Here is an 18,734-nt window from a genome sequence, read left to right on the forward strand (position 1 = left end):
GGAGTTTCACCACGATGGGTGCATTGGAAGGCCGGATCGCGGTCATCACCGGCGCAGGCCGCGGCATCGGACGCGAACACGCGCTGCTGTTCGCCAAGGAGGGCGCCAAGATCGTCGTCAACGATCTCGGCGGGAGCAACGAGGGCGAGGGCGCCGACACCGGCCCGGCCCAGGAGGTCGCCGCCGAGATCAACAAAGCCGGCGGATCTGCGGTCGTCAACACCGAGGACGTGTCGACTTGGGCGGGCGCCGAAAGCGTTGTGCAACAGGCGATCGACGAGTTCGGCGGCCTCGACATCCTGGTCAACAACGCAGGCATCCTGCGCGACGCATTCATCGCCGGCATGGAGGAGGCCCAGTGGGACGCGGTCATCGCGGTCCACCTGAAGGGACACTTCGCGATGCTGCACCACGCGGCCGCCTACTGGAAAGCCCAGTCGAAGGCTGGTGACCAGCCCAACGCCGCGGTGATCAATACAGCCTCGGGTTCCGGAGTGACACTGCCCAACCCAGGCCAGGCCAACTACGGCTCGGCCAAAGCAGGCATCGCAGCGCTGACGCTGATCGCCGCCGAAGAACTCGAGCGGTACGGCGTGCGGGTCAACGCGATCGCGCCGATCGCACGCACCCGGCTCACCCTGGCCACACCCGGCATGGGCTCGCTGATGTCCGAGCCCGAAGAGGGCGAACTCGACCTGTTCAGTCCGTCCAACATCTCACCGCTGGTCGCCTATCTGGCCACCGACAAATGTCCGATCACCGGCAAGGTGTACGCGGTTCAGGGCGGCGCGATTTCGTCACTGTCCGGCTGGCACGACGTCGACACCATCGAGACCGACGGCCCCTGGCTGATCGACGACATCGCCAGTCGCCTGCCGCAGTAGTCGAGGAGCGGAACATGTTCGAATGGTCTGACACCGACCTCATGATGCGGGACTCCATCCGCGGATTCATCGACAAAGAGATCCGGCCCCACATCGATGCGCTGGAAACCGGTGAAATCTCGCCATATCCGATCGCGCGCAAGCTGTTCAGCGAGTTCGGTCTCGACGTCCTGGCCGCCGAAGCGACCAAGACGATGCTGGATAGGGAGCGGGCGAAGCAAGAAGATAAGCGAGACAACGACACCGCGGAGAAGCCGCCGCGAGGGTTCGCCGGCCTGGGCGCGCAGGGATCGATGGCCGCGGTGCTGATTTCCGAACTTGCCGGCGTCAGCCTCGGCCTGCTCAGCACCGTCGGCGTCAGTCTCGGGCTTGGCGCCGCGACCATCATGAGCCGCGGCACGCTGGCGCAAAAGGAGCGGTGGCTACCCGAACTCATGACGCTGGAGAAGATCGCCGCCTGGGCGATCACGGAACCTGACTCCGGCTCTGACGCGTTCGGCGGAATGAAGACCACAGTTCGGCGCTCCGCCGACAACGATGGAGCCGATTACATTCTCAACGGGCAGAAAACATTCGTCACCAACGGACCCTACGCCGACGTGATAATCGTCTACGCCAAGCTCGACGACGGGTCCGAGGACAAGCGCAACCGGCCGGTGCTGACATTCGTGTTGGACGCCGGCATGGACGGATTGGCGCAGGGCAAGCCGTTCAAGAAGATGGGGATGATGTCCTCGCCGACCGGCGAACTGTTCTTCGACAACGTCCGGCTCTCACCGGACCGCCTGCTCGGCGAGACCGAACAGCACTCCGGTGGGGACGGGCGGGAGAGCGCGCGGGCCAACTTCTCCGCCGAACGCATCGGCGTCGCACTGATGTCGCTGGGCATTATCAACGAGTGCCACCGGCTGTGCATCGACTACGCCAAGACCCGCACATTGTGGGGCAAAAACATCGGCCAGTTCCAGCTGATTCAGCTCAAGCTGGCCAAGATGGAGATCGCCCGGATCAACGTGCAGAACATGGTGTTCCAAACCCTGGAGAAGGCTCAAGCCGGCAAGATGCCGTCGCTGGCCGAGGCCTCGGCGATCAAGCTGTACTCGTCGGAGGCTGCCACCGAAGTCGCGATGGAGGCCGTGCAACTGTTCGGCGGTAATGGCTACATGGCCGAGTACCGCGTCGAACAGTTGGCTCGAGATGCCAAGTCGTTGATGATCTACGCGGGTAGCAACGAGGTACAGGTGACGCATATCGCCAAGGGGCTGCTCGCCTGATGGGACCGCGGGCCAACGGGTTGCGGCGCGGATCTGTTTCCCCGCTGCATGGGCTGTCTTACCTGCCCTTCGCCCGGACGTCGTTCAGCCTGATGCTCGGCGGATTGCTGACCCGCCAGGAAATGCTGGCCCGGTTGCGCCCGCTCGCCGACCACGCGATCGCCCGCAGTAGTCCGCCGGTGCCGGGCACCCGGGTGCGGCCCGGGCCGCCGGGTATCCCTGGTGAATGGGTCTGGCCCCCCGGCGTCGACGGCGACGTCGGCGTCGTACTAGTGCTGCACGGCAGTGGCTATCTGATCTGCTCGGCGCGCACTCACCGCGGGTTCGCGTCGCGGGTGGCCAAATACGCAGGCATGCCCGCGTTCGTCATCGATTACCGTCTGGCGCCTGAGCACCCTTTCCCAGCCGCCGAAGACGACGCGGTTGCCGCCTACCGCTGGTTACTGGACCAGGGGCACGACCCGACGAAGATCGTCATCGCCGGCGACTCGGCCGGCGGACATCTCGCGATCGGGCTCTCACTGCAGGCCAAAGCCCAACGATTGCCGCCGCCGGCGGGTTTGGCGTTGTTCGGGCCGCTGATCGATCCGGCCTACCGCGCCTCGATCGCCGATCCACGTACTCGGCGTCAACCGCTCGATCCGCGTACCGCGGCACGCGCCGTCGCACTGTACGTCGGCGATTCCGATCCCGCGGATCCGCGGCTGTGCCTGCTGAACGCCGATCTGGCCGATCTGCCACCAACGCAGGTCCATTACGGGTCACGGGAGGTGATGCGCGCCGACGCCGAGGCATTCGCAAAGCTGGTGCGCGCGGCCGGTGGGCGTTGCGAAGAGGTGTTGTGGCCCGGCCTGATGCACGGCTACTGGCTGTGGCCGCACCGTGACGATGGGAGCCTGGCGAGCTTGAAGACGGCCGGTGAATTTTTGCGTGCGATGGTCGGTCAGGCAGAGCATTTGTCATGAGCGGGCTCAACGGCATTCGTGGCCGATTGGCGGCCGCCCGGGTACTGGCCCGACGCGGCGCGGTCGACCTGCGCCGACCCGACCAGGCGGTGCGAGCGCTACTGGCGATTCGCCGCTACGGAGCGATCGGAGGGCTGGTCAGCCATACCGCGGCGCGGTACCGGGACGCGCCTGCCATCACCGACGACTACGGCACCGTCAGCTTCGGTGGACTCGAGCAGGCGTCCAACGCGTTGGCACGCGGCTTGCTGGCCAAGGGCGTTGAGGCCGGCGACGTAATCGCGACGCTGCAACGCAATAGCCGCGATGTCCTGGTGACCCTGAGCGCGGCCAACAAAATCGGCGTCCGCACGGTGTTGATGAACACCGGCTTCGCCGGCCCACAACTGGCGGACGTGTCCACCCGGGAGAAGGTCAGCTGCATCCTGGCCGACGATGAGTTCGACAGCATCCTGGCCACGCTGCCGCCGGAGATCTTGCGCTTCACCAGCCGGCGATTCGCCGAATTGGCCGAAACGCAGTCGGCGTCGTCGCTACCGGCGCCCCGGCAGCCAGGTGGTATGGCCATCCTTACCAGTGGAACCACCGGGACACCGAAAGGTGTGCCGCGCAATCGAATTGACCCGTCGCAGTCCGCGCAGTTGCTCGACCGCATCCCGTGGCCGCGCGACGGCGTCTACTACATTGCCGCTCCACTGTTCCATGCGACCGGCTTGGCGACCTGCGCGTTGGGTTTGATGCTGGGCAATCATGTGGTGATGACACGTCGCTTCGACCCAGAGGCGACACTGAAGGCGATCGCGCAGCATCGAGTCGGCGCGGTGGTGCTGGTACCGACAATGCTGCAGCGCATCCTCGACCTAGGTCCAGATGTGCTGGCCAAATACGACACCTTGTCGCTGAAAGTGCTTTTTGCTGCCGGCTCTGCGTTGTCGCCCGACCTGTGCCGCCGTACTTACGCCGCGTTCGGCGCTGTGCTCTACAACCTGTACGGATCCACCGAGGTGGCCGTCGCCGCGGTGGCCACGCCAGACGAATTGCGTCGCGCGCCCGGCACTGTCGGCCGTCCGCCGGTGGGTTGCACGGTGGCTATCTTCGACGAGCGTCGCCGCAAGGTCACCAAGCCCCGGCAGATCGGAACGGTGTTTGTGTCCAGTGGTCTGAGTTTCACCGGCTACACCGACGGCGGGAACAAAGAGAGCGTCGAGAATTTGTTGTCCACAGGCGACACCGGGCATTTCGATGAAACCGGCCTGTGGTTCATCGACGGCCGCGACGACGACATGATCGTCTCCGGCGGCGAGAACATCTTCCCGCTGGAGGTCGAGAATCTACTCGCCGATCATCCTGACATCCTCGAGGCGTCTGTGGTTGGTGTCGACGATGCCGAATTCGGTAAACGACTGGCCGCCTACGTGGTCAGCCGGCCCGAATCAACGCTGGATGCCGATGCCGTCAAGTTGCACGTCCGTGCACATCTCGCTCGGCACAAAATCCCGCGCGACGTGATCTTCGTCAACCAATTGCCGCGCAACGAAACCGGCAAAGTCCTACGAAGACAACTCAACGGCAACTAGGCGACGAAGGGGTCGGCGCGGGTCTGAAGGAGTCAAATCAGTGTCTGTTTATCTCATTATCCTGCGACCAGTGCGGCGGCGCCTTCACCCCAGCGCTGCGCCGAGCGGCGGAGAGGTTGCCCCTTACTGATCGCGACGAGAAATCGTGATGTTGATCGGTGACGGCTTGCCCAATCGGGCCGTTGCCGCCAGGCTGAACCTCTCGGTGCGCACCGTCGAAGCACCGTTGAAGGCCACATCTACCGCGCGATGGCCAAGACCGGCGCGACCAGCCGCGAGGAGCCCGCCGCGATGCTGCCGGGGCAGAGGCCGACGAACCGCGAATGGGATTCGGTACGCGAGCGGCGCCGTCATGTCGCGACGATTCAGCTACCGGCGTACTCAGTAGACCTGATTGTCATGGCCGCATGCGGGCCAAGTGGCCCAAGAACGTAGCGCACGCGGGCAGGCGCTGCGCAACCTGGCGCTGCCATAACCCTGGCGCTGAGACTGCGCGCCGCAGCCGCCGCTGCGGAAGTGGTCTGCGAGTACCTCGACGTTGAGGAGGACTCCCTGCCGGGCATCTTCCGTGTCGTTGAGGCAAACCCCGACGCGGCAGCGGTCAAGACGCCGATGACGGCGAGTGAAGCGCCGCTCGGCCTGGCCTGACCCCGGCGCGGCACGGTGCACGTACAGTCACCGATGATTCAGTTCGACTGACCCAGCTGGTGGCTGGCGTTGTTCAGTGCAGTCACGAACTTCCTCGCAGAAGGTTCACCGTTGTTAAAGGCGGTGACCTTCCTGCCCTTGACCACCGCGGTGTTTGGTCCCTCGACGATCACGTGAATCCGACGCTCATGGCGGCCACCAATGGGGATGGTGCTGTCCTCGACTCGCGCCGTTAGGCCGTTGAGCGGATAGCGGCTGGCGTTCGCGTCATAGCCCTCAATCAACTCGGTGTCAGTGATGCGCAGCCCTTCCCAGTGAGCGGTCACGCCATCCCTCGCGTTAGCCCGCCCCTGGCGACCGGCGAGGACCGCTACCACTACAAAGACTGCGAACAAGATTGCAAAGGCGACCGCAAAGCCGTTCACCACCTCGCCTCCCTTCCGTTGGCGGACGCCGGTATTTTGCACAGCCCAGGAGAAAATGTCGATCCCGACGCCCGAAGCTGAACGCTATGGCAGCATCTGCTAGGCCCGCCCAGTCACCATTCAGCCCCCTGCCGGGCACCAGCCCGTCACGTCCCGCATACCCGCCGCCCGTGCCGCTAGGCTTCACCCACCCCGGCGGTACTACGCCGGTCGAGCATGGCCTGCGGACGCAACAGGCTGTGGCGCAGATGTATTCGGACTGGCGCGGAGCGCACTCGCCCAACATCGCACCAGAAATTCTGAAGGACAACGCTGGTGCCTTCCAAGTGTCCGATGCTCCGCTCGCGTCGCAGCCCGCCCTGGATGCTGCCAAGGCCGACGCCGACGCCGCCCAAAGCCGCGTGGACGATCTGGTCAAGGGCCAGAAGGTCGACAACGATATCGAAGCCCGACTTGCGGCGCAGTCCTTCTGGCACCGCAAGGAGCGGGTGCTGGATAGCGTCACAGACAAGGCCAAACTGATTGCAGCGGTGGAGGAATTGATCCGCTCGGCCCCTGATGACCAGATCGCGAACCTGGCCGAGGAACTGCCGGACTACCTGGCATCTCGTGGCCTCCCATCCGACTGGCTATCGCATGCATTAGTGTCCAGAGTTCCTGGCCTCGATGACGCGCAGGCCGAGGCCACGCTGAAGGCCAAGCAGCACGCCGTCCTGGCGCAGAACCATGCGGCCCTGACCAAGGCCATCACCAACGACAACCCGCCGCCGCCACTGCTCGATCCGTACTCGCCCGCGATCACGGCTAAGCCGTACACGAACGGGGAATCTTTCGACCCGTCCAGCCAGTGACACCTGAGTTCATCGCAGCAGTGAGCGCGCATACCGGCGTGCCAGCGGAGTTCCTGACCGGCGGCACCGCCGCCGAGGTCTGGGACGCGGCGCAGCGCCTGGTCAACTGGAAGGTCAGTACCGCAGCACCACAGCCGCCGCCGACAGCCGCTGTCTCAACGCTCTACCGAACAAGCCGATCACCCCGCAGGGCTGCGTGCCTGATGGCGATTACCTCGCGGCCTGGCGCAGCAGAAGGTTGGCACCGGCCGGGATGCCTGCCCCGCCGCCGCGCCAATCACCGGGGATGCCCTGGTGAACCAATCGCAGATCGTTTTCGGCGGCTCAGGCTAGCCTCACGGCGTGAATCGCTTATGGCAGTGGGCATGGGATCGGTACGGGGCGCGGTACTCGTGGGTGATCCGGGTAGGAGTGTTCGCCTCGACGCTGGCGGCCTACCTTCTGTGGTCGTTTGTTGTTGTCGCTTTCGAGAAGTCCACTCACTACGTCGAGGCCGCCGTTGTCACCGGCCGGTGCCGCCGTGCTGGTGATGTCGTTAGTGGTGCATCGTCCCGAGAGCCGACGATTCCGCCTCGCGCAACGGTGGGCGGCTGGCGATGAGGTCGACCGTGAAGCGGCACTGGAAGACACTTACACCTGGACTCGTAACACGGGTGTTCGAGCATTGTGGTTCTTCCCCATATGGGGCGCGCTGCTGTTGATCGTTGTCGGTGTGGTTGCCGGAGCGAGCGGGTTGCGACTTGTCCAGTACGAGGTCGTGGGCGCTGTCGCCGCAGGAGTTGGCATGGCGCTGATCGGTACGCACAGCTTTGGGGAAGGAATATTGCGACCGGTCAGGGCCGCCCTCGGGGGGATACCGAACATCGGGGACTCCCTGCCACGTTCTCGCCCGACTTTTGCGGCGTGGCTGGTCCTGTCGATGTTGGGTTCCATGTTGGTGTTTTCCGTCATCCGTGCGATGCCGGGAGCCTTGCCGGCGTTGCCGTAAGAGTTTCGGAAATCCGTTAAATTGAGGAAACTCCCCAGATTTTGGCGCCGAAACGCGCGATACTGATAAAACTGGTCTATTTCCGATGGCCCAGGGGCCTGGATGGGGGACAACGATGTCCTATCTGAGCGCAACACCAGGGATTGTGCAGGCGGCGGCTGCGGATGTGGCGAGCATCGGCTCGTCGCTGAGTGAAGCATCCGCGTCGGCAGCGGCTCCGACCACCACGGTGACAGCTGCTGCGGGTGACGAGGTGTCGGCGGCGATTGCGGCGCTCTTTTCCAGCCACGGCAACGCATTTCAGATGCTGAGCGCCCAGGCGGCGAAGTTTCATTCCCAGTTTGTGCAGGCCCTCCATGCGGGTGCCGGGGCCTATGCGGGCACCGAGGCCGCCAACGCGGGACCTCTGCAAACTCTGGAGCAAACCCTCGCTCAGGATCTGCCAGCTCCTAACCTGGCGGTCTCGGTCGGTGGGCTGACGTTGCTTCAGTCAGGCAGCGCGACCGCCAGCTCAAACCTCGGCAGCGTGGCGATCGCCTTCGGCGCCAACAGCAGCGCAAGCGTCACCGGGGGCGGCTTCCTCGACTCCGCGATCGCCATCGGCAACAACAGCCTGGCCCAGGTCGGCACGGGCGGCATCTACGACACGGCCGCCGCCTTCGGCGCCAACAGCGTGGCCTACAGCCAGGGCGGCTTCAGTAACATCGCTGCCGCGGTCGGCACCGGCAGCCTCGCCGATGCCGTTGCCGGCAGCACGGGAATTCCGAACTTCGCCAGTGCCGTCGGCACCAACAGCGTGGCCGTCAGCACCAACGGTTACCTCAACATGGCCTCCGCCTTCGGCAACGGCAGCGCGGCGTATACCGAGAACGGCAACCTCGATACCGCCATCACCTTCGGCGCCAACAGCACCGCTTACGCCGTCAACGGCAGCGTCAACTTCGCCGATGCGTTAGGGGCCGGCAGCACCGCCTTTGGCGGCGGCACCAGTCCAACCGCGCCCGGCAGCTACGCCCTCGCCTCCGTCGTGGGCCTGAACAGCACCGCCTACGCTAGCGGCAACCTCACGGCTCTCGGCACCGGCGGCCTCGCAGCCGTCTTCGGCAACACACTCGCCGCGGACGCCACCGGCAACGTCGTGATCAACATCGTGACACCCCTCTTCAACGTCGTGGCCTCACCCTTCCTGGCGTAGCCCCAGGGGGAGCCGATCGCTGCCACTACCCGAGGGGGCCTAACCCGTCCCTCCCGACCCCGCCGGGACATGGCCGAAACACGCGATTTGGCTGGGCATGGATAGACGTAGGAAACAGGCTAGACTAAAATAATGCGTCGCATACCGAAAAGCACTGAGGCACAGCGCCTTCTGGCGTCCCTCGACGCGGAGTTCGCCGATTCATCGAATAGGGCCGGCCGGGATTTGGTTTGGTCAGCCGCTGAAGAGCAGGTCTTGTCGATGATCGGGGAAGCTATCGACCGCAAGGTTGAACTTTCCGCCGAATACGCTGACGCTCAGGGGGCCGCGAAGGTCCGGCTGGCGACCGAAATTAGGCTCACAGAACAAGCAGTAACAAGGCTTTTCCGCAGCATTTCCACCGAGGTCGCCGCACCCCTATCCGCGACATCCTTGAAAGCACAGAGGGCCGCGCACTCTAGGTGGAACCGCGAGCGCATGAAACAAGCTAGGAGATAAGCAATGCCAGTTGACCGTAAGGGACTGCCCCGAGTCCAGTTGACTCGCGGGGTGTGAATTTCAGGCCGCGGTTGCGACTGGTGTGTGGAGCAGTTCGAACTCTACCGGGGTGAGCTTGCCGAGGGCGCGTTGCCGGCGGCGTCGGTGGTAAGTGCGTTCGATCCAGGTCACGATCGCCAGGCGTAGTTCGGCTCGGGTGGACCAGCGTCGCCGGTCTAGGACGTTGCGTTGCAGAAGGGCAAAGAACGACTCCATGGCGGCGTTGTCTCCGCATGCACCGACGCGGCCCATCGATCCGTGTAACCCGTTGTGCGACAGTGCATGGACGAACTTTCGTGACCGAAATTGGCTGCCTCTGTCGGAATGAACGATCGTCGCGGCCGGTGAGCGCAGCGCCACGGCGTGGTCCAGGGCGGCCACTGCGAGCGAGGTCTTCATTCGTGAGTCGATCGAGTAGCCCACCACCACCCGGTTGGAATAGACGTCTTTGATGGCGCAGAGGTAGAGCTTGCCTTCGTCGGTGCGGTGCTCGGTGATGTCGGCTAGCCAGATCTGGTTGGCGGCCTGGGCGCTGAACTGGCGCTGAACGAGGTCGTCGTGAACCGGCGGTCCGGATCGACGGTTCAGTCCACGTTTCTTGGCGAAGATCGACCAGATGCGCTCCTGAGAACACAGCCGCGCGACACTGTTCTCGCCGGCGGTGATCCCGCGCCCGGGAAGTTCGTCGGCGATGAATCGGTAGCCGAAGGCAGGGTCGTCGGCGTGGATGTCGCGGGCGGCGTTGATCAGGTGCGCATCGTCCCAATCTCGCTGCGAAACCGGCGCTTTGCGCCATTTGTAAAACGCCTGGGTGGAGAATCCGAGGACCCGGCAGGTCACCGTGACGGGTATCCCGTCATCGGCAAGGTCGAGGACCAGCGGGTACATCATTTTGGGTTGGCGTCCCGGGACAGGTAGCCGACCGCGCGGCGCATCGGCCTCCTGCTCGAGCAGCTTGATTCGCTTGTGCGCCTCGCGCAGCTGCGCGGCTACATCCTCAGCAGCGCCCGGTGACCCGCCGGGCCGGCCGAGGCCATCCTCACGGTCAGCGATCTTGAGCCAGCGATGCAGGCAGGCCTCCGAGATGCCGAAGTCCTTCGCGATCTGGCGCAGTGGCGCCTCGCCCTTGCGGGCCATGGCGATGACGTCGGCTCGGAACTCGGCAGGAAACGGTTTTGGCACGAGGTTGATCCTTCCAGCAAGGACGAATCCTCACAGGTCAGGAGTCAACCGAACCGGGGGCAGTCCCCCACCCCGGTCTTTTCGGCCGCCTGCGACACCGACAACCCATCACCAATCACCGCCATCACAGCCTGATACCGCTGCTCAGCCACGCTCAACTCCCTCATCTAGGGAGTGTCAAGGATCAACCGAAACCGCTGTAAAGGATCAGCCGAAACACTGTCAGGCATCACCCGGAACTGAAATGTCAAGCATCAGCCGACGTCATACAACGACAACAGTGCCCCCGGCAGGATTCGAACCTGCGACACCGGCTTTAGGAGAGCCGTGCTCTATCCCCTGAGCTACGGGGGCGGACGGGCTGAGCTTACCGGCAGCACCCGGGGTCGGGGTGCTACGTGCCGGTCAGCGCAGTTCGGCGATCACCTTCGCGAAGGTCTTGACGTGGTTGTCCTGCACGGTGACGGAGGTGACCCCGTACTTTTCGCGGTACATCGATATGCGGTCCGCCATTTCGCGCGGCGTTCCGCTGAGCACGGATGTCTGCTCCAGCAATTCCTCGTCGGTGAGCCCCGGCGCGTAATTGCGGGTCATCGTCAGGTCGGGCACGGTCTGGCCTTCGGCGGGAACGGCCGTGATCGCCAGATTCAGTTCGAGCGAGTCGAACCGGTCGCCGGCGGCCTTGCGGACGAACTCGACGCGTTCGGTGAGCGGATCGTCGGCGTCCTCGCGCACCCGCGAACCGGTAAGCCCGATGATGTCGGCGTGCCGGGCGGCGATGGTCAGCACGCGGTCACCGTTTCCGGCGATCAGGATCGGCGTCTTCGGGTGGTGCTCTTTGAGATACGTCGTCATGTGCTTGAGGTAGTCGACCCGGGCGCCCGCGCTGGGGTAGGGCAACTCGGCTGCGTCGAACTCTTCCTTGACATAGCCGGTGCCGAGCCCGATCTCGAGACGGCCCTCACTGATCTTGTCCAGATCGCCGAGGTCCCGGCTGAGCAGGGCCGGCTTGTAGAAGGCGGCGTTGAGCACATACATGCTCAGCTTGAGGTCGGCGCTCACCATGGCGGCAGCGGTCAGCGCCGCGATGGGGGAGGCCGCGCCCAGATGGTCGGGGACACAGAGGATGTCGAATCCGGCGTCTTCGGCGCGCTTCACCTTGTCGACGAAAGCCTCGCGCGACTTGATGAAGCGCATGCTCATCCCGAAACGAAAACCCTTGCCCATCAACAACCTCCGCTTGCGATCGTTAGTTCGATTTCCAGGAACGCGCCGCGGCCACCAAGCCGTGCACGAGCGCGCCGGTGACCGGTGACAGGCCGTCGTCGCCGGGGAGCGGACTTCGCGGGCTGATCCCCCTCACCCGCGCCGACAGCTCCAGCTGGGCCCCGCCGCCGCGCACCCGATTGACGGGGTTGTCCGGATGCAGCCCGCGTAGTTCGGCCGGGATGTCGTCGAGGTCGGTGACGACCCGATACCCCGGGAGGTCCAGATGGCGGGCCAGGTGGCTGGCCAGCGCGCGGTTGCGGCCGCCGGCCAGCAGGTGCGTGCTGCGGCCGTCGCGCCCATAACCGTGCAGCGACACCGCGACGTCTACGTGCTCGAGGAATTCGGCGAGCCGCTGCGACTGCGCCGGGTCGAACGACGCCGACGGCAGGTGGTGCGGATAGCGGTCCGGATGGCGCAGCAGGTACAGCGACGCGTCAGCGGCCTCGGCGGCGCGCTCGGCGATCACGTCGGTCATCTCCTCGAGGCCGCCGCCGTGGATCGCGAGGAACCCGAACCGCGACCGCAACCGACTCACCTCGATGACGCCCGGCTCGCGCAACAACGCCGAAAGCGACTGCGGACCGGGCTGCGACGCCGGCGACCCCCGTCGCGGCCAGCCGGCCGGATCCCAGCGGCGCAGGAAGTCGATCCACCGTTGCGGCAACCCGTGGTGCACGGCCCCGTCGATGACCTTGGACAGGTAGCCCGGCCGCGGCGGCCCCGGGTCCACCCGGTGGTCGATGTAGACCCAGGCCGTCGACGGCCCGTCGTCGGTGTGCACCGTCAGCCGGTCGCGCCGGTAGCGTACGGGCACCCCTTCGGCGCTGTCCAAGGTCGCCAGGTCGTGGTCGGACAGGTGCCAGAGCACCCCGTGCACCTGGTTGCCGCTGAAGGGTTCGACGGTGGCCACGCCGCGCTCGTTGATCAGCCAGTCGTGGTCGGCCAGCACCGCCGGGCGCGGGTCGGCGGCGTCGGGGCAGCGCATCGCCATCTGCCGCGCGCACAGGTTGGACCCGTATGCGAAGTAACGATGCCGCAGCGCAGGCATTTAGCCGCCGGCCACCGTCAGCCAGATGAGCACCATGTTAAGCACACTAATCACCAAGGCGATCGCCCAGCCAACGGCCGTCGTGACCGGATGGTTGGCGTCGCTGCCCATGAGTTCGCGGTTGCTGGTCAGCCGGACGAGGGGAAGCACCGCGAACGGGATGCCGAACGACAGCACGACCTGGGACAGCACCAGGGCGCGCGTCGGGTCGAACCCGAGCGCGAGGATCGCCAGCGCCGGGCACAGGGTGATCAGGCGGCGTACCACGATGGGTACGGTCCGGTGTAGCAGCCCCTGCATGATCATCGCGCCGGCATAGGCGCCCACCGACGACGACGCCAGGCCGGATGCGAGCAGTCCGACCGCGAACAGGATCGCGATGACTGCCCCCAGGGTGCCGTGGATGGCGTCGTACGCGCCGTCGATCGACGCCGGCGCGCTGCTGCGTTTCAGGTTGATCGCGGCCACCAGCAGCATCGCGGCGTTGACCGCACCCGCGACCGCCATCGCGAGCACGACGTCTAGCCGCGTGACGCGCAACAGCAAGCGCCTGGGCGGCCCCTGCTCGGGATGTCCGTGCCGGTCCAGGACGAGCCCGGAATGCAGATACACCGCGTGCGGCATCACGGTGGCGCCCAGGATCGCGGCGGCCAGCAGCACGCTTTCGGTGCCGCGGAACCGCGGCACCATGCCGCCGAGCACGGCGTCGGGGGGCGGCGTCTTCACGAAGAAACTGGCGGCGAAGCCGATGGCGATGACCAGGAGCAGCCCGGTGATGACGCGCTCGAAGATGATCTGGCCACGCCGGTCCTGGATCGCCAGCAGCAGCAGGGACACCACCCCGGTGATGACGCCGCTGAGCAGTAGCGGCAAACCGAACAGGATCCGCAACGCGATGGCCCCGCCGACGACCTCCGCGACGTCGGTGGCCATCGCGACGAGTTCGGCCTGCACCCAGTAGACGATCCGTGCCGGCCGGCCCATTCGCCTGCCGATCGTCGCGGGCAACGAGCGGCCGGTGACCAGCCCGAGTTTCGCCGACAGGTACTGCACCACGCCCGCCAGCAGGTTGGCGACCACGACCACCCACAGCAGCAGGTATCCGAATTGCGCGCCGGCGCTGACGTTGGCCGCGACGTTGCCCGGGTCGACGTAGGCGATCGCCGCCACGAATGCGGGCCCGAGTAGATACCAACTCTTCTTCAACGAAGCCTGGGTGCCCTGTGCCAACGTGTCGATCCTCGATTCACCGCGCCGAATATTTAAGTGAGGTTATCCGAACATCCCGACCGGCCCGGCGCCCGCGTCCCGTGCTCGGGCGGCGGGGCGCGCGGCTGCCCGCCGCGCGTCCATAGCAAACCCCCAGGCAGAATTCGCTCGGCGTTAACCAGCCGACTGCTAGCTTCAGACTGCGATCGTTGGCCGGTGGGCGCGATGCGGCCGGTACGACCGCACCTTATTGTCCCCTGAAACGATTGGGAACTGGATTGAGGCTCAACCGGTTTGGTGCCTCGCTGAGCATCCTGGCCAGCGTCGCCATGGTCCTGTCCGGATGCGGCAGCGACAAGAATTCAAGTAGCGCAAACAGTTCCACCACCACCCCACTGCCGGTGCCGGTGAACTGCGGCGGCCAGAAGACGTTGAAGGCCAGCGGCTCGACGGCCCAGGCCAACGCCATGACCCGTTTCGTCAAAGCCTTCGAACAAGCCTGCCCTGGCCAGACCCTGAACTACACGCCCGACGGTTCGGGTGCGGGAATCAGTGAATTCAACGGCAAGCAAACTGATTTCGGTGGCTCGGACGTGCCGCTGGACTCAGGCGAGCACGACGCCGCAGAGCAGCGCTGCGGCTCGCGGGCCTGGGACCTGCCGGTGGTGTTCGGCCCGATCGCGATCACCTACAACGTCAAGGGCATGAACTCGCTGGTGCTGGACGCCCCGACAGCGGCCAAGATCTTCAACGGGGGCATCAAAACCTGGAACGATCCGGCGATCCAGGCGCTGAACAAGGGCGAAAGCCTGCCTGCCGAGCCGATCCGGGTGATCTTCCGCAGCGACCTGTCCGGAACGTCGGACAACTTCCAGCACTACCTCGACGCGGCCGGCAACGGTGCGTGGGGCAAGGGCATCGGGAAAACGTTCAACGGAGGTGTCGGTGAGGGCGCCAAGGGCAACGACGGCACCTCGTCGGCGGTCCAGGCGACGGAGGGGGCGATCACCTACAACGAATGGTCGTTCGCGCAGCAGAAACACCTGGGCATCGCGAAGATCATCACCTCGGCCGGCGGGGACCCGGTGGAAATCAGCGACGACACGGTCGGCAAAACGATTGCCGGAGCCACGGTTTCGGGCAAGGGCAACGATCTGATGCTCAACCTGGCGTCGTTCTACAAGCCCAAGCAGCAGGGCGCTTATCCGATCGTGCTGGCGACCTATGAGATCGTCTGCTCCAAGTACCAGGATCCGCAGACCGGTGCGGCCGTGCGGGCATTCCTGCAGAGCACTATCGGCGCCGGTCAGGATGGGTTGGGCGCCAACGGCTACGTGCCCATCCCGGACGCCTGGAAGTTGTGGTTGAGGGCCGCGGTCAACGCCATCACGTGAGCGCGGCGGACGCGATGGTCACCCGGGCAGGTAAAGGCCCCGACCGGTGACCAGTGGCAGGTCGAGGGTTGTGACGATGCCGGGCGCGGCGGCGACGACCGCCGGGATGGCATTGACGACCCGCATCGCGGTGGCCACCAGTCCGGCGTGGTTGTGGTCGCCCCTGCGGCTGCTCAGGCAGACGTCCATGGCGTAGGACGGTTCACCGGTGATCTCGATCCGGTAGGAACCGCCGGGCTGCGCGGGCTGCGGCCAATCGGGGCACAGGTCCTCGCGCAACCGCGTGACGTGCTCGAGCACCACGACGGGGTCGCCGTCGACCATGCCGAACACTTCGAAGCGCAGGGCCGCGGCGCTGCCCTTGGGGATGTGGCCCGACGCGATGTCGAAATCCTCGGGCGCCGGCTCACGCACGTACACCTCGGCGACCTCGTCGAGCGCAACGCCCAGTCCCGCCGCCAGTTGCCGGACGACGGACCCCCAGGCCAGGCTCAGGACGCCGGTCTGCAGCAGCATCGGAATCTCGTCGAGCGGCTTCCCGAAGCCCATCACGTCGAACATGACGACCGCGCTGTCGTAGGTGGCGTAGTCGACGATCTCCATGCACCGGATCTTCTGAATGCTCTGGCAGGTGCCGGCCAGCGCCAGCGGCAGCAGGTCGTTGGCGAAGCCCGGGTCGATTCCGCTGACATACAGACTCGACTTGCCCTCGCGCGCAGCGGTTTCCAGGGGCGCGATGAGTTCCTCGGGGATCACCTGCCAGGGATACTGTAGAAAGACCGGCCCGCTACCGACGATGTTGACCCCGGCCGCCAGGACGCGGCGGTAGTCCTCCAGCGCCTCGGGCAGGCGGTTGTCGGCCATCGCGTTGTAGACCGCGCACCGCGGCCCGGTGGCGAGCACCTCGTCGAGGTCGGTGCTGGCCCGCACGCCGGTCGAATCCGTAAGTCCGGCAAGCTCTGCGGCGTCCTTGCCGGCTTTGGACTCCGACGACACCCAAACTCCGGTCAGTTCGAACTCCGGGTTGGTGATGAGCGCCCTCAGCGCATGGGCGCCGACGTTGCCGGTGCCCAGTTGAACGACGGGTATGGGCATGACGCGCTCCTCACAGGTCCGGGACGGGTATGTCGAGATTGGGGTAGGTCAGGCCGCCGTCCACCTCGAGGGTCTTGCCGGTCAGGAAGTTGCCAGCCGGTGAGGCCAAATACACCGCCGCAGCGGCGATGTCGACGGGGTCACCGAGGCGGCGCAGGGGTGTCGCCTTCTCCATCGGGGCGCGCAACTCGTCGTTGGACGCCACCACGTCCAGCGCGGAGGTGAGGATCGATCCCGGCGCGATCGCGTTGACCCGGATGCGCGGGCACAGGTCCAGCGCGCTCAACCGGGTGTAGTGCGACAGCGCGGCCTTGGCCGTGCCGTAGGCGGCGAAACCGCGTCCGGCCAGCCGGCCCATGGTCGACGTGATGTTGATGATGCTGCCGCCGCCGGAGTGCTCCAGCATCAGCGGCACCGCGGCGAGGGTGAGCGCGTGGGCGGTGGCGACATTGAAGGTGAACGCGTCCTTGAGGTCCTTGGTCGACGTCGTCAGCAGCGTGTTCGGCATCGTCCCGCCGACGTTGTTGACGACGATGTCGAGCTTGCCGAAGGCTTCGACGGCCTGACCCGCCAGCTGCGCGGTCGCCTCGGGATGGGCCAGGTCGGCGGCGACCGTGTGCGCGCGGCGACCGGCGGCGCGGACCTGTTCGGCGACGGCCTCTAGTTGGGACTCCGTGCGCGAGGCAATCAGGACGTCGGCACCGGCCTCGGCGAACGCCAGTGCGATGGCCGCCCCGAGGCCGCGGCCGCCGCCGGTGATGACGGCGACTTTGTCGTCGAGACGGAACCGGTCAAGGATCATTGCGGCCTCTCTTCGTTGAGCTGTCAGCCGACACGGTAGCAAGCCCGGCCGCTTCTGATAATGACAATTTGTAACACGTTCTAGTTTGCCTCCCGGCGGGGCGGCGGGGCTGTGGTGTATGCCCGGCGCTCACGGAGAGACAATTTCCCTCGTTCCTGTTAACTTCATGGCTGCGGCTGACGGCTGGTCGGCGCGCGGCGCTCACACGACGGCGCCGAATGCGGATAAGCCCTTCGTGAGGAAATGAGTTGAAGCACCAGCGAGTCGGGGCGGTGTTGGCCGTCCTGGCCATCGGCGCGCTGGGTTTGTCCGGCTGCGAAAGCGCAGACGACGGGGAAGCGGGTGCGTCGTCGGAGCCGGTGAGCTGCGGCGGTAAGCCCGCGTTGAAGGCCAGCGGTTCCACGGCGCAGGAAAATGCCATGACCCGCTTCATCAAGGCATTCGAACAGGCTTGTCACGGCCAGTCGCTGGATTACACACCCAACGGTTCCGGTGCCGGCATCAATGAATTCACAAGCAATGTCACCGATTTCGGTGGTTCCGACTCGGCGTTGGCCCCGATCGAGCACTTCGCCGCGCAGCAGCGGTGCGGTTCGCCCGCGTTGGACCTGCCCGTGGTCTTCGGGCCGATCGCCATCACCTACAACGTCAAGGGCCTCAATTCACTGACCCTGGACGGCCCGGTGGCCGCGAAGATCTTCGAAGGCGCCATCACCATGTGGAACGATCCGGCGATCGCGGCGCTGAACTCTGGTGCCGCTCTGCCAGCCGAGCCGATCCGGGTGATCTTCCGCAACGACCTGTCCGGGACCACGGACAACTTCCAGAAGTATCTCGACTCCGCTTCCAACGGTGCATGGGAGAAAGGCATCGGCAAGTCGTTCAACGGCGGCGTCGGTGAGGGCGCCAAGGGCAACGACGGGACGTCGGCGGCGGTCAAGGCCACCGAGGGTTCGATCACCTACAACGAGTGGTCGTTCGCGCAGAAGCAGCAGCTCGGCATGGCCAAGATCGTCACATCGGCCGGCTCCGACGCCGTCGCGATCAGCGCCGACTCGGTGGGCAAGACGATCGCCGGGGCCACCATCGTCGGGCAGGGCAATGACCTGGTGATCGACACCTACTCCTTCTACAAACCCACCGCTGCCGGCGCCTACCCGATCGTGCTGGCGACCTACGAGATCGTCTGCTCGAAATATCCCGACGCGCAGACCGGCGCCGCGGTGAAGGCGTTCCTTCAGAGCACCATCGGCGCAGGTCAGAAGGGCCTTTCCGACAACGGCTACATCCCGATCCCGGAGTCGTTCAAGGGAAGGCTTTTCGCCGCGGTCGACTCCATCGCGTGACCTCTGCCCGATTCGAGTCGAGTGTCTCGAAACCGTGTCGCATCC

Annotated in this window: 17 protein-coding genes and 1 tRNA gene; 10 read left to right on the plus strand and 8 right to left on the minus strand. The window is 65.6% G+C overall.

Features of this window, described 5'->3' with window-relative positions; genetic code table 11:
* The first annotated feature begins 14 nt into the window (after positions 1–14).
* The 5 genes from G6N48_RS26655 to G6N48_RS28760 all read left to right on the plus strand — a co-directional run bounded on the left by G6N48_RS26655 (position 15) and on the right by G6N48_RS28760 (position 5,348).
* Positions 15–884 carry an SDR family oxidoreductase gene (locus G6N48_RS26655; RefSeq protein ID WP_085269877.1) on the plus strand — a complete coding sequence of 290 codons (870 nt, stop codon included), beginning with the start codon at positions 15–17 and terminating at the stop codon, positions 882–884.
* 14 nt (positions 885–898) lie between these two features.
* Positions 899–2,158 (plus strand): acyl-CoA dehydrogenase family protein, encoded by a 1,260-nt coding sequence (locus tag G6N48_RS26660; RefSeq protein WP_085269876.1) that lies wholly within the window; start codon positions 899–901, stop codon positions 2,156–2,158.
* The gene (locus G6N48_RS26665) at positions 2,158–3,123 is read left to right on the plus strand and encodes an alpha/beta hydrolase (RefSeq protein WP_085269875.1); all 966 of its coding nucleotides are present in this window, start codon (positions 2,158–2,160) and stop codon (positions 3,121–3,123) included. Before G6N48_RS26660 ends, G6N48_RS26665 begins: the two co-directional genes overlap by 1 nt.
* Positions 3,120–4,700, plus strand: a complete 1,581-nt coding sequence (locus G6N48_RS26670) for an acyl-CoA synthetase (RefSeq protein WP_085269874.1) — start codon at positions 3,120–3,122, stop codon at positions 4,698–4,700. Before G6N48_RS26665 ends, G6N48_RS26670 begins: the two co-directional genes overlap by 4 nt.
* 516 nt (positions 4,701–5,216) lie before the next feature.
* On the plus strand, positions 5,217–5,348 hold the full coding sequence (locus G6N48_RS28760; RefSeq protein WP_269475426.1) for a hypothetical protein: 132 nt from the start codon (positions 5,217–5,219) through the stop codon (positions 5,346–5,348).
* 38 nt (positions 5,349–5,386) lie between these two features.
* Here G6N48_RS28760 and G6N48_RS26680 read toward each other — a convergent pair whose 3' ends face one another.
* Positions 5,387–5,776, minus strand: a complete 390-nt coding sequence (locus tag G6N48_RS26680; protein ID WP_139825839.1) for a hypothetical protein — start codon at positions 5,774–5,776, stop codon at positions 5,387–5,389.
* A 167-nt stretch (positions 5,777–5,943) separates the two neighbouring features.
* On the opposite strand from G6N48_RS26680, the gene G6N48_RS26685 reads away from it, so the two are divergent.
* The 3 genes from G6N48_RS26685 (at position 5,944) to G6N48_RS28765 (ending at position 8,807) form a co-directional block, all read left to right on the plus strand.
* Entirely contained in the window at positions 5,944–6,624 is a 681-nt protein-coding gene (locus tag G6N48_RS26685; protein ID WP_139825838.1) for a hypothetical protein, read from the plus strand.
* A 520-nt stretch (positions 6,625–7,144) separates the two neighbouring features.
* Positions 7,145–7,612: a hypothetical protein gene (locus G6N48_RS26690; RefSeq protein WP_139825837.1), complete on the plus strand. Its 468-nt coding sequence runs from the start codon at positions 7,145–7,147 to the stop codon at positions 7,610–7,612.
* 115 nt (positions 7,613–7,727) lie between these two features.
* Positions 7,728–8,807, plus strand: coding sequence for a PE family protein (locus G6N48_RS28765; RefSeq protein WP_197745608.1), 1,080 nt, complete (start codon positions 7,728–7,730; stop codon positions 8,805–8,807).
* 558 nt (positions 8,808–9,365) lie between these two features.
* Here the strand turns inward: G6N48_RS28765 and G6N48_RS26700 are convergent.
* The 5 genes from G6N48_RS26700 to G6N48_RS26720 form a co-directional block, all read right to left on the minus strand.
* A complete protein-coding gene (locus tag G6N48_RS26700; RefSeq protein WP_232066720.1) occupies positions 9,366–10,526 on the minus strand; it encodes an IS3 family transposase in 1,161 nt (386 codons plus the stop codon).
* 281 nt (positions 10,527–10,807) lie between these two features.
* Positions 10,808–10,880, minus strand: a tRNA-Arg gene (locus G6N48_RS26705).
* 51 nt (positions 10,881–10,931) lie between these two features.
* Positions 10,932–11,759, minus strand: a complete 828-nt coding sequence (locus tag G6N48_RS26710; protein WP_179969916.1) for an LLM class F420-dependent oxidoreductase — start codon at positions 11,757–11,759, stop codon at positions 10,932–10,934.
* Positions 11,760–11,775: 16 nt separating this feature from the next.
* A complete protein-coding gene (locus G6N48_RS26715; RefSeq protein WP_085269868.1) occupies positions 11,776–12,843 on the minus strand; it encodes a poly-gamma-glutamate hydrolase family protein in 1,068 nt (355 codons plus the stop codon).
* Positions 12,844–14,103, minus strand: coding sequence for an Nramp family divalent metal transporter (locus G6N48_RS26720; RefSeq protein ID WP_232066830.1), 1,260 nt, complete (start codon positions 14,101–14,103; stop codon positions 12,844–12,846). It lies immediately after the preceding gene.
* A gap of 227 nt (positions 14,104–14,330) precedes the next feature.
* Here G6N48_RS26720 and pstS (G6N48_RS26725) point away from each other — a divergent pair, with 227 nt between their 5' ends.
* On the plus strand, positions 14,331–15,446 hold the full coding sequence (gene pstS / locus G6N48_RS26725) for a phosphate ABC transporter substrate-binding protein PstS (RefSeq protein ID WP_085269866.1): 1,116 nt from the start codon (positions 14,331–14,333) through the stop codon (positions 15,444–15,446).
* 18 nt (positions 15,447–15,464) lie between these two features.
* Here the strand turns inward: pstS (G6N48_RS26725) and G6N48_RS26730 are convergent, their stop codons facing one another.
* Complete coding sequence (locus G6N48_RS26730) at positions 15,465–16,541, minus strand: NAD(P)H-dependent amine dehydrogenase family protein (protein ID WP_085269865.1); 1,077 nt, start codon at positions 16,539–16,541, stop codon at positions 15,465–15,467.
* A gap of 10 nt (positions 16,542–16,551) precedes the next feature.
* Complete coding sequence (locus G6N48_RS26735) at positions 16,552–17,343, minus strand: SDR family oxidoreductase (RefSeq protein WP_085269864.1); 792 nt, start codon at positions 17,341–17,343, stop codon at positions 16,552–16,554.
* Positions 17,344–17,591: 248 nt separating this feature from the next.
* Here G6N48_RS26735 and pstS (G6N48_RS26740) point away from each other — a divergent pair, with 248 nt between their 5' ends.
* Positions 17,592–18,689, plus strand: coding sequence for a phosphate ABC transporter substrate-binding protein PstS (gene pstS / locus G6N48_RS26740; RefSeq protein ID WP_085269863.1), 1,098 nt, complete (start codon positions 17,592–17,594; stop codon positions 18,687–18,689).
* Positions 18,690–18,734: the final 45 nt, after the last annotated feature.

The sequence above is a fragment of the Mycobacterium parmense genome (assembly GCF_010730575.1).
Taxonomy (GTDB): domain Bacteria; phylum Actinomycetota; class Actinomycetes; order Mycobacteriales; family Mycobacteriaceae; genus Mycobacterium; species Mycobacterium parmense.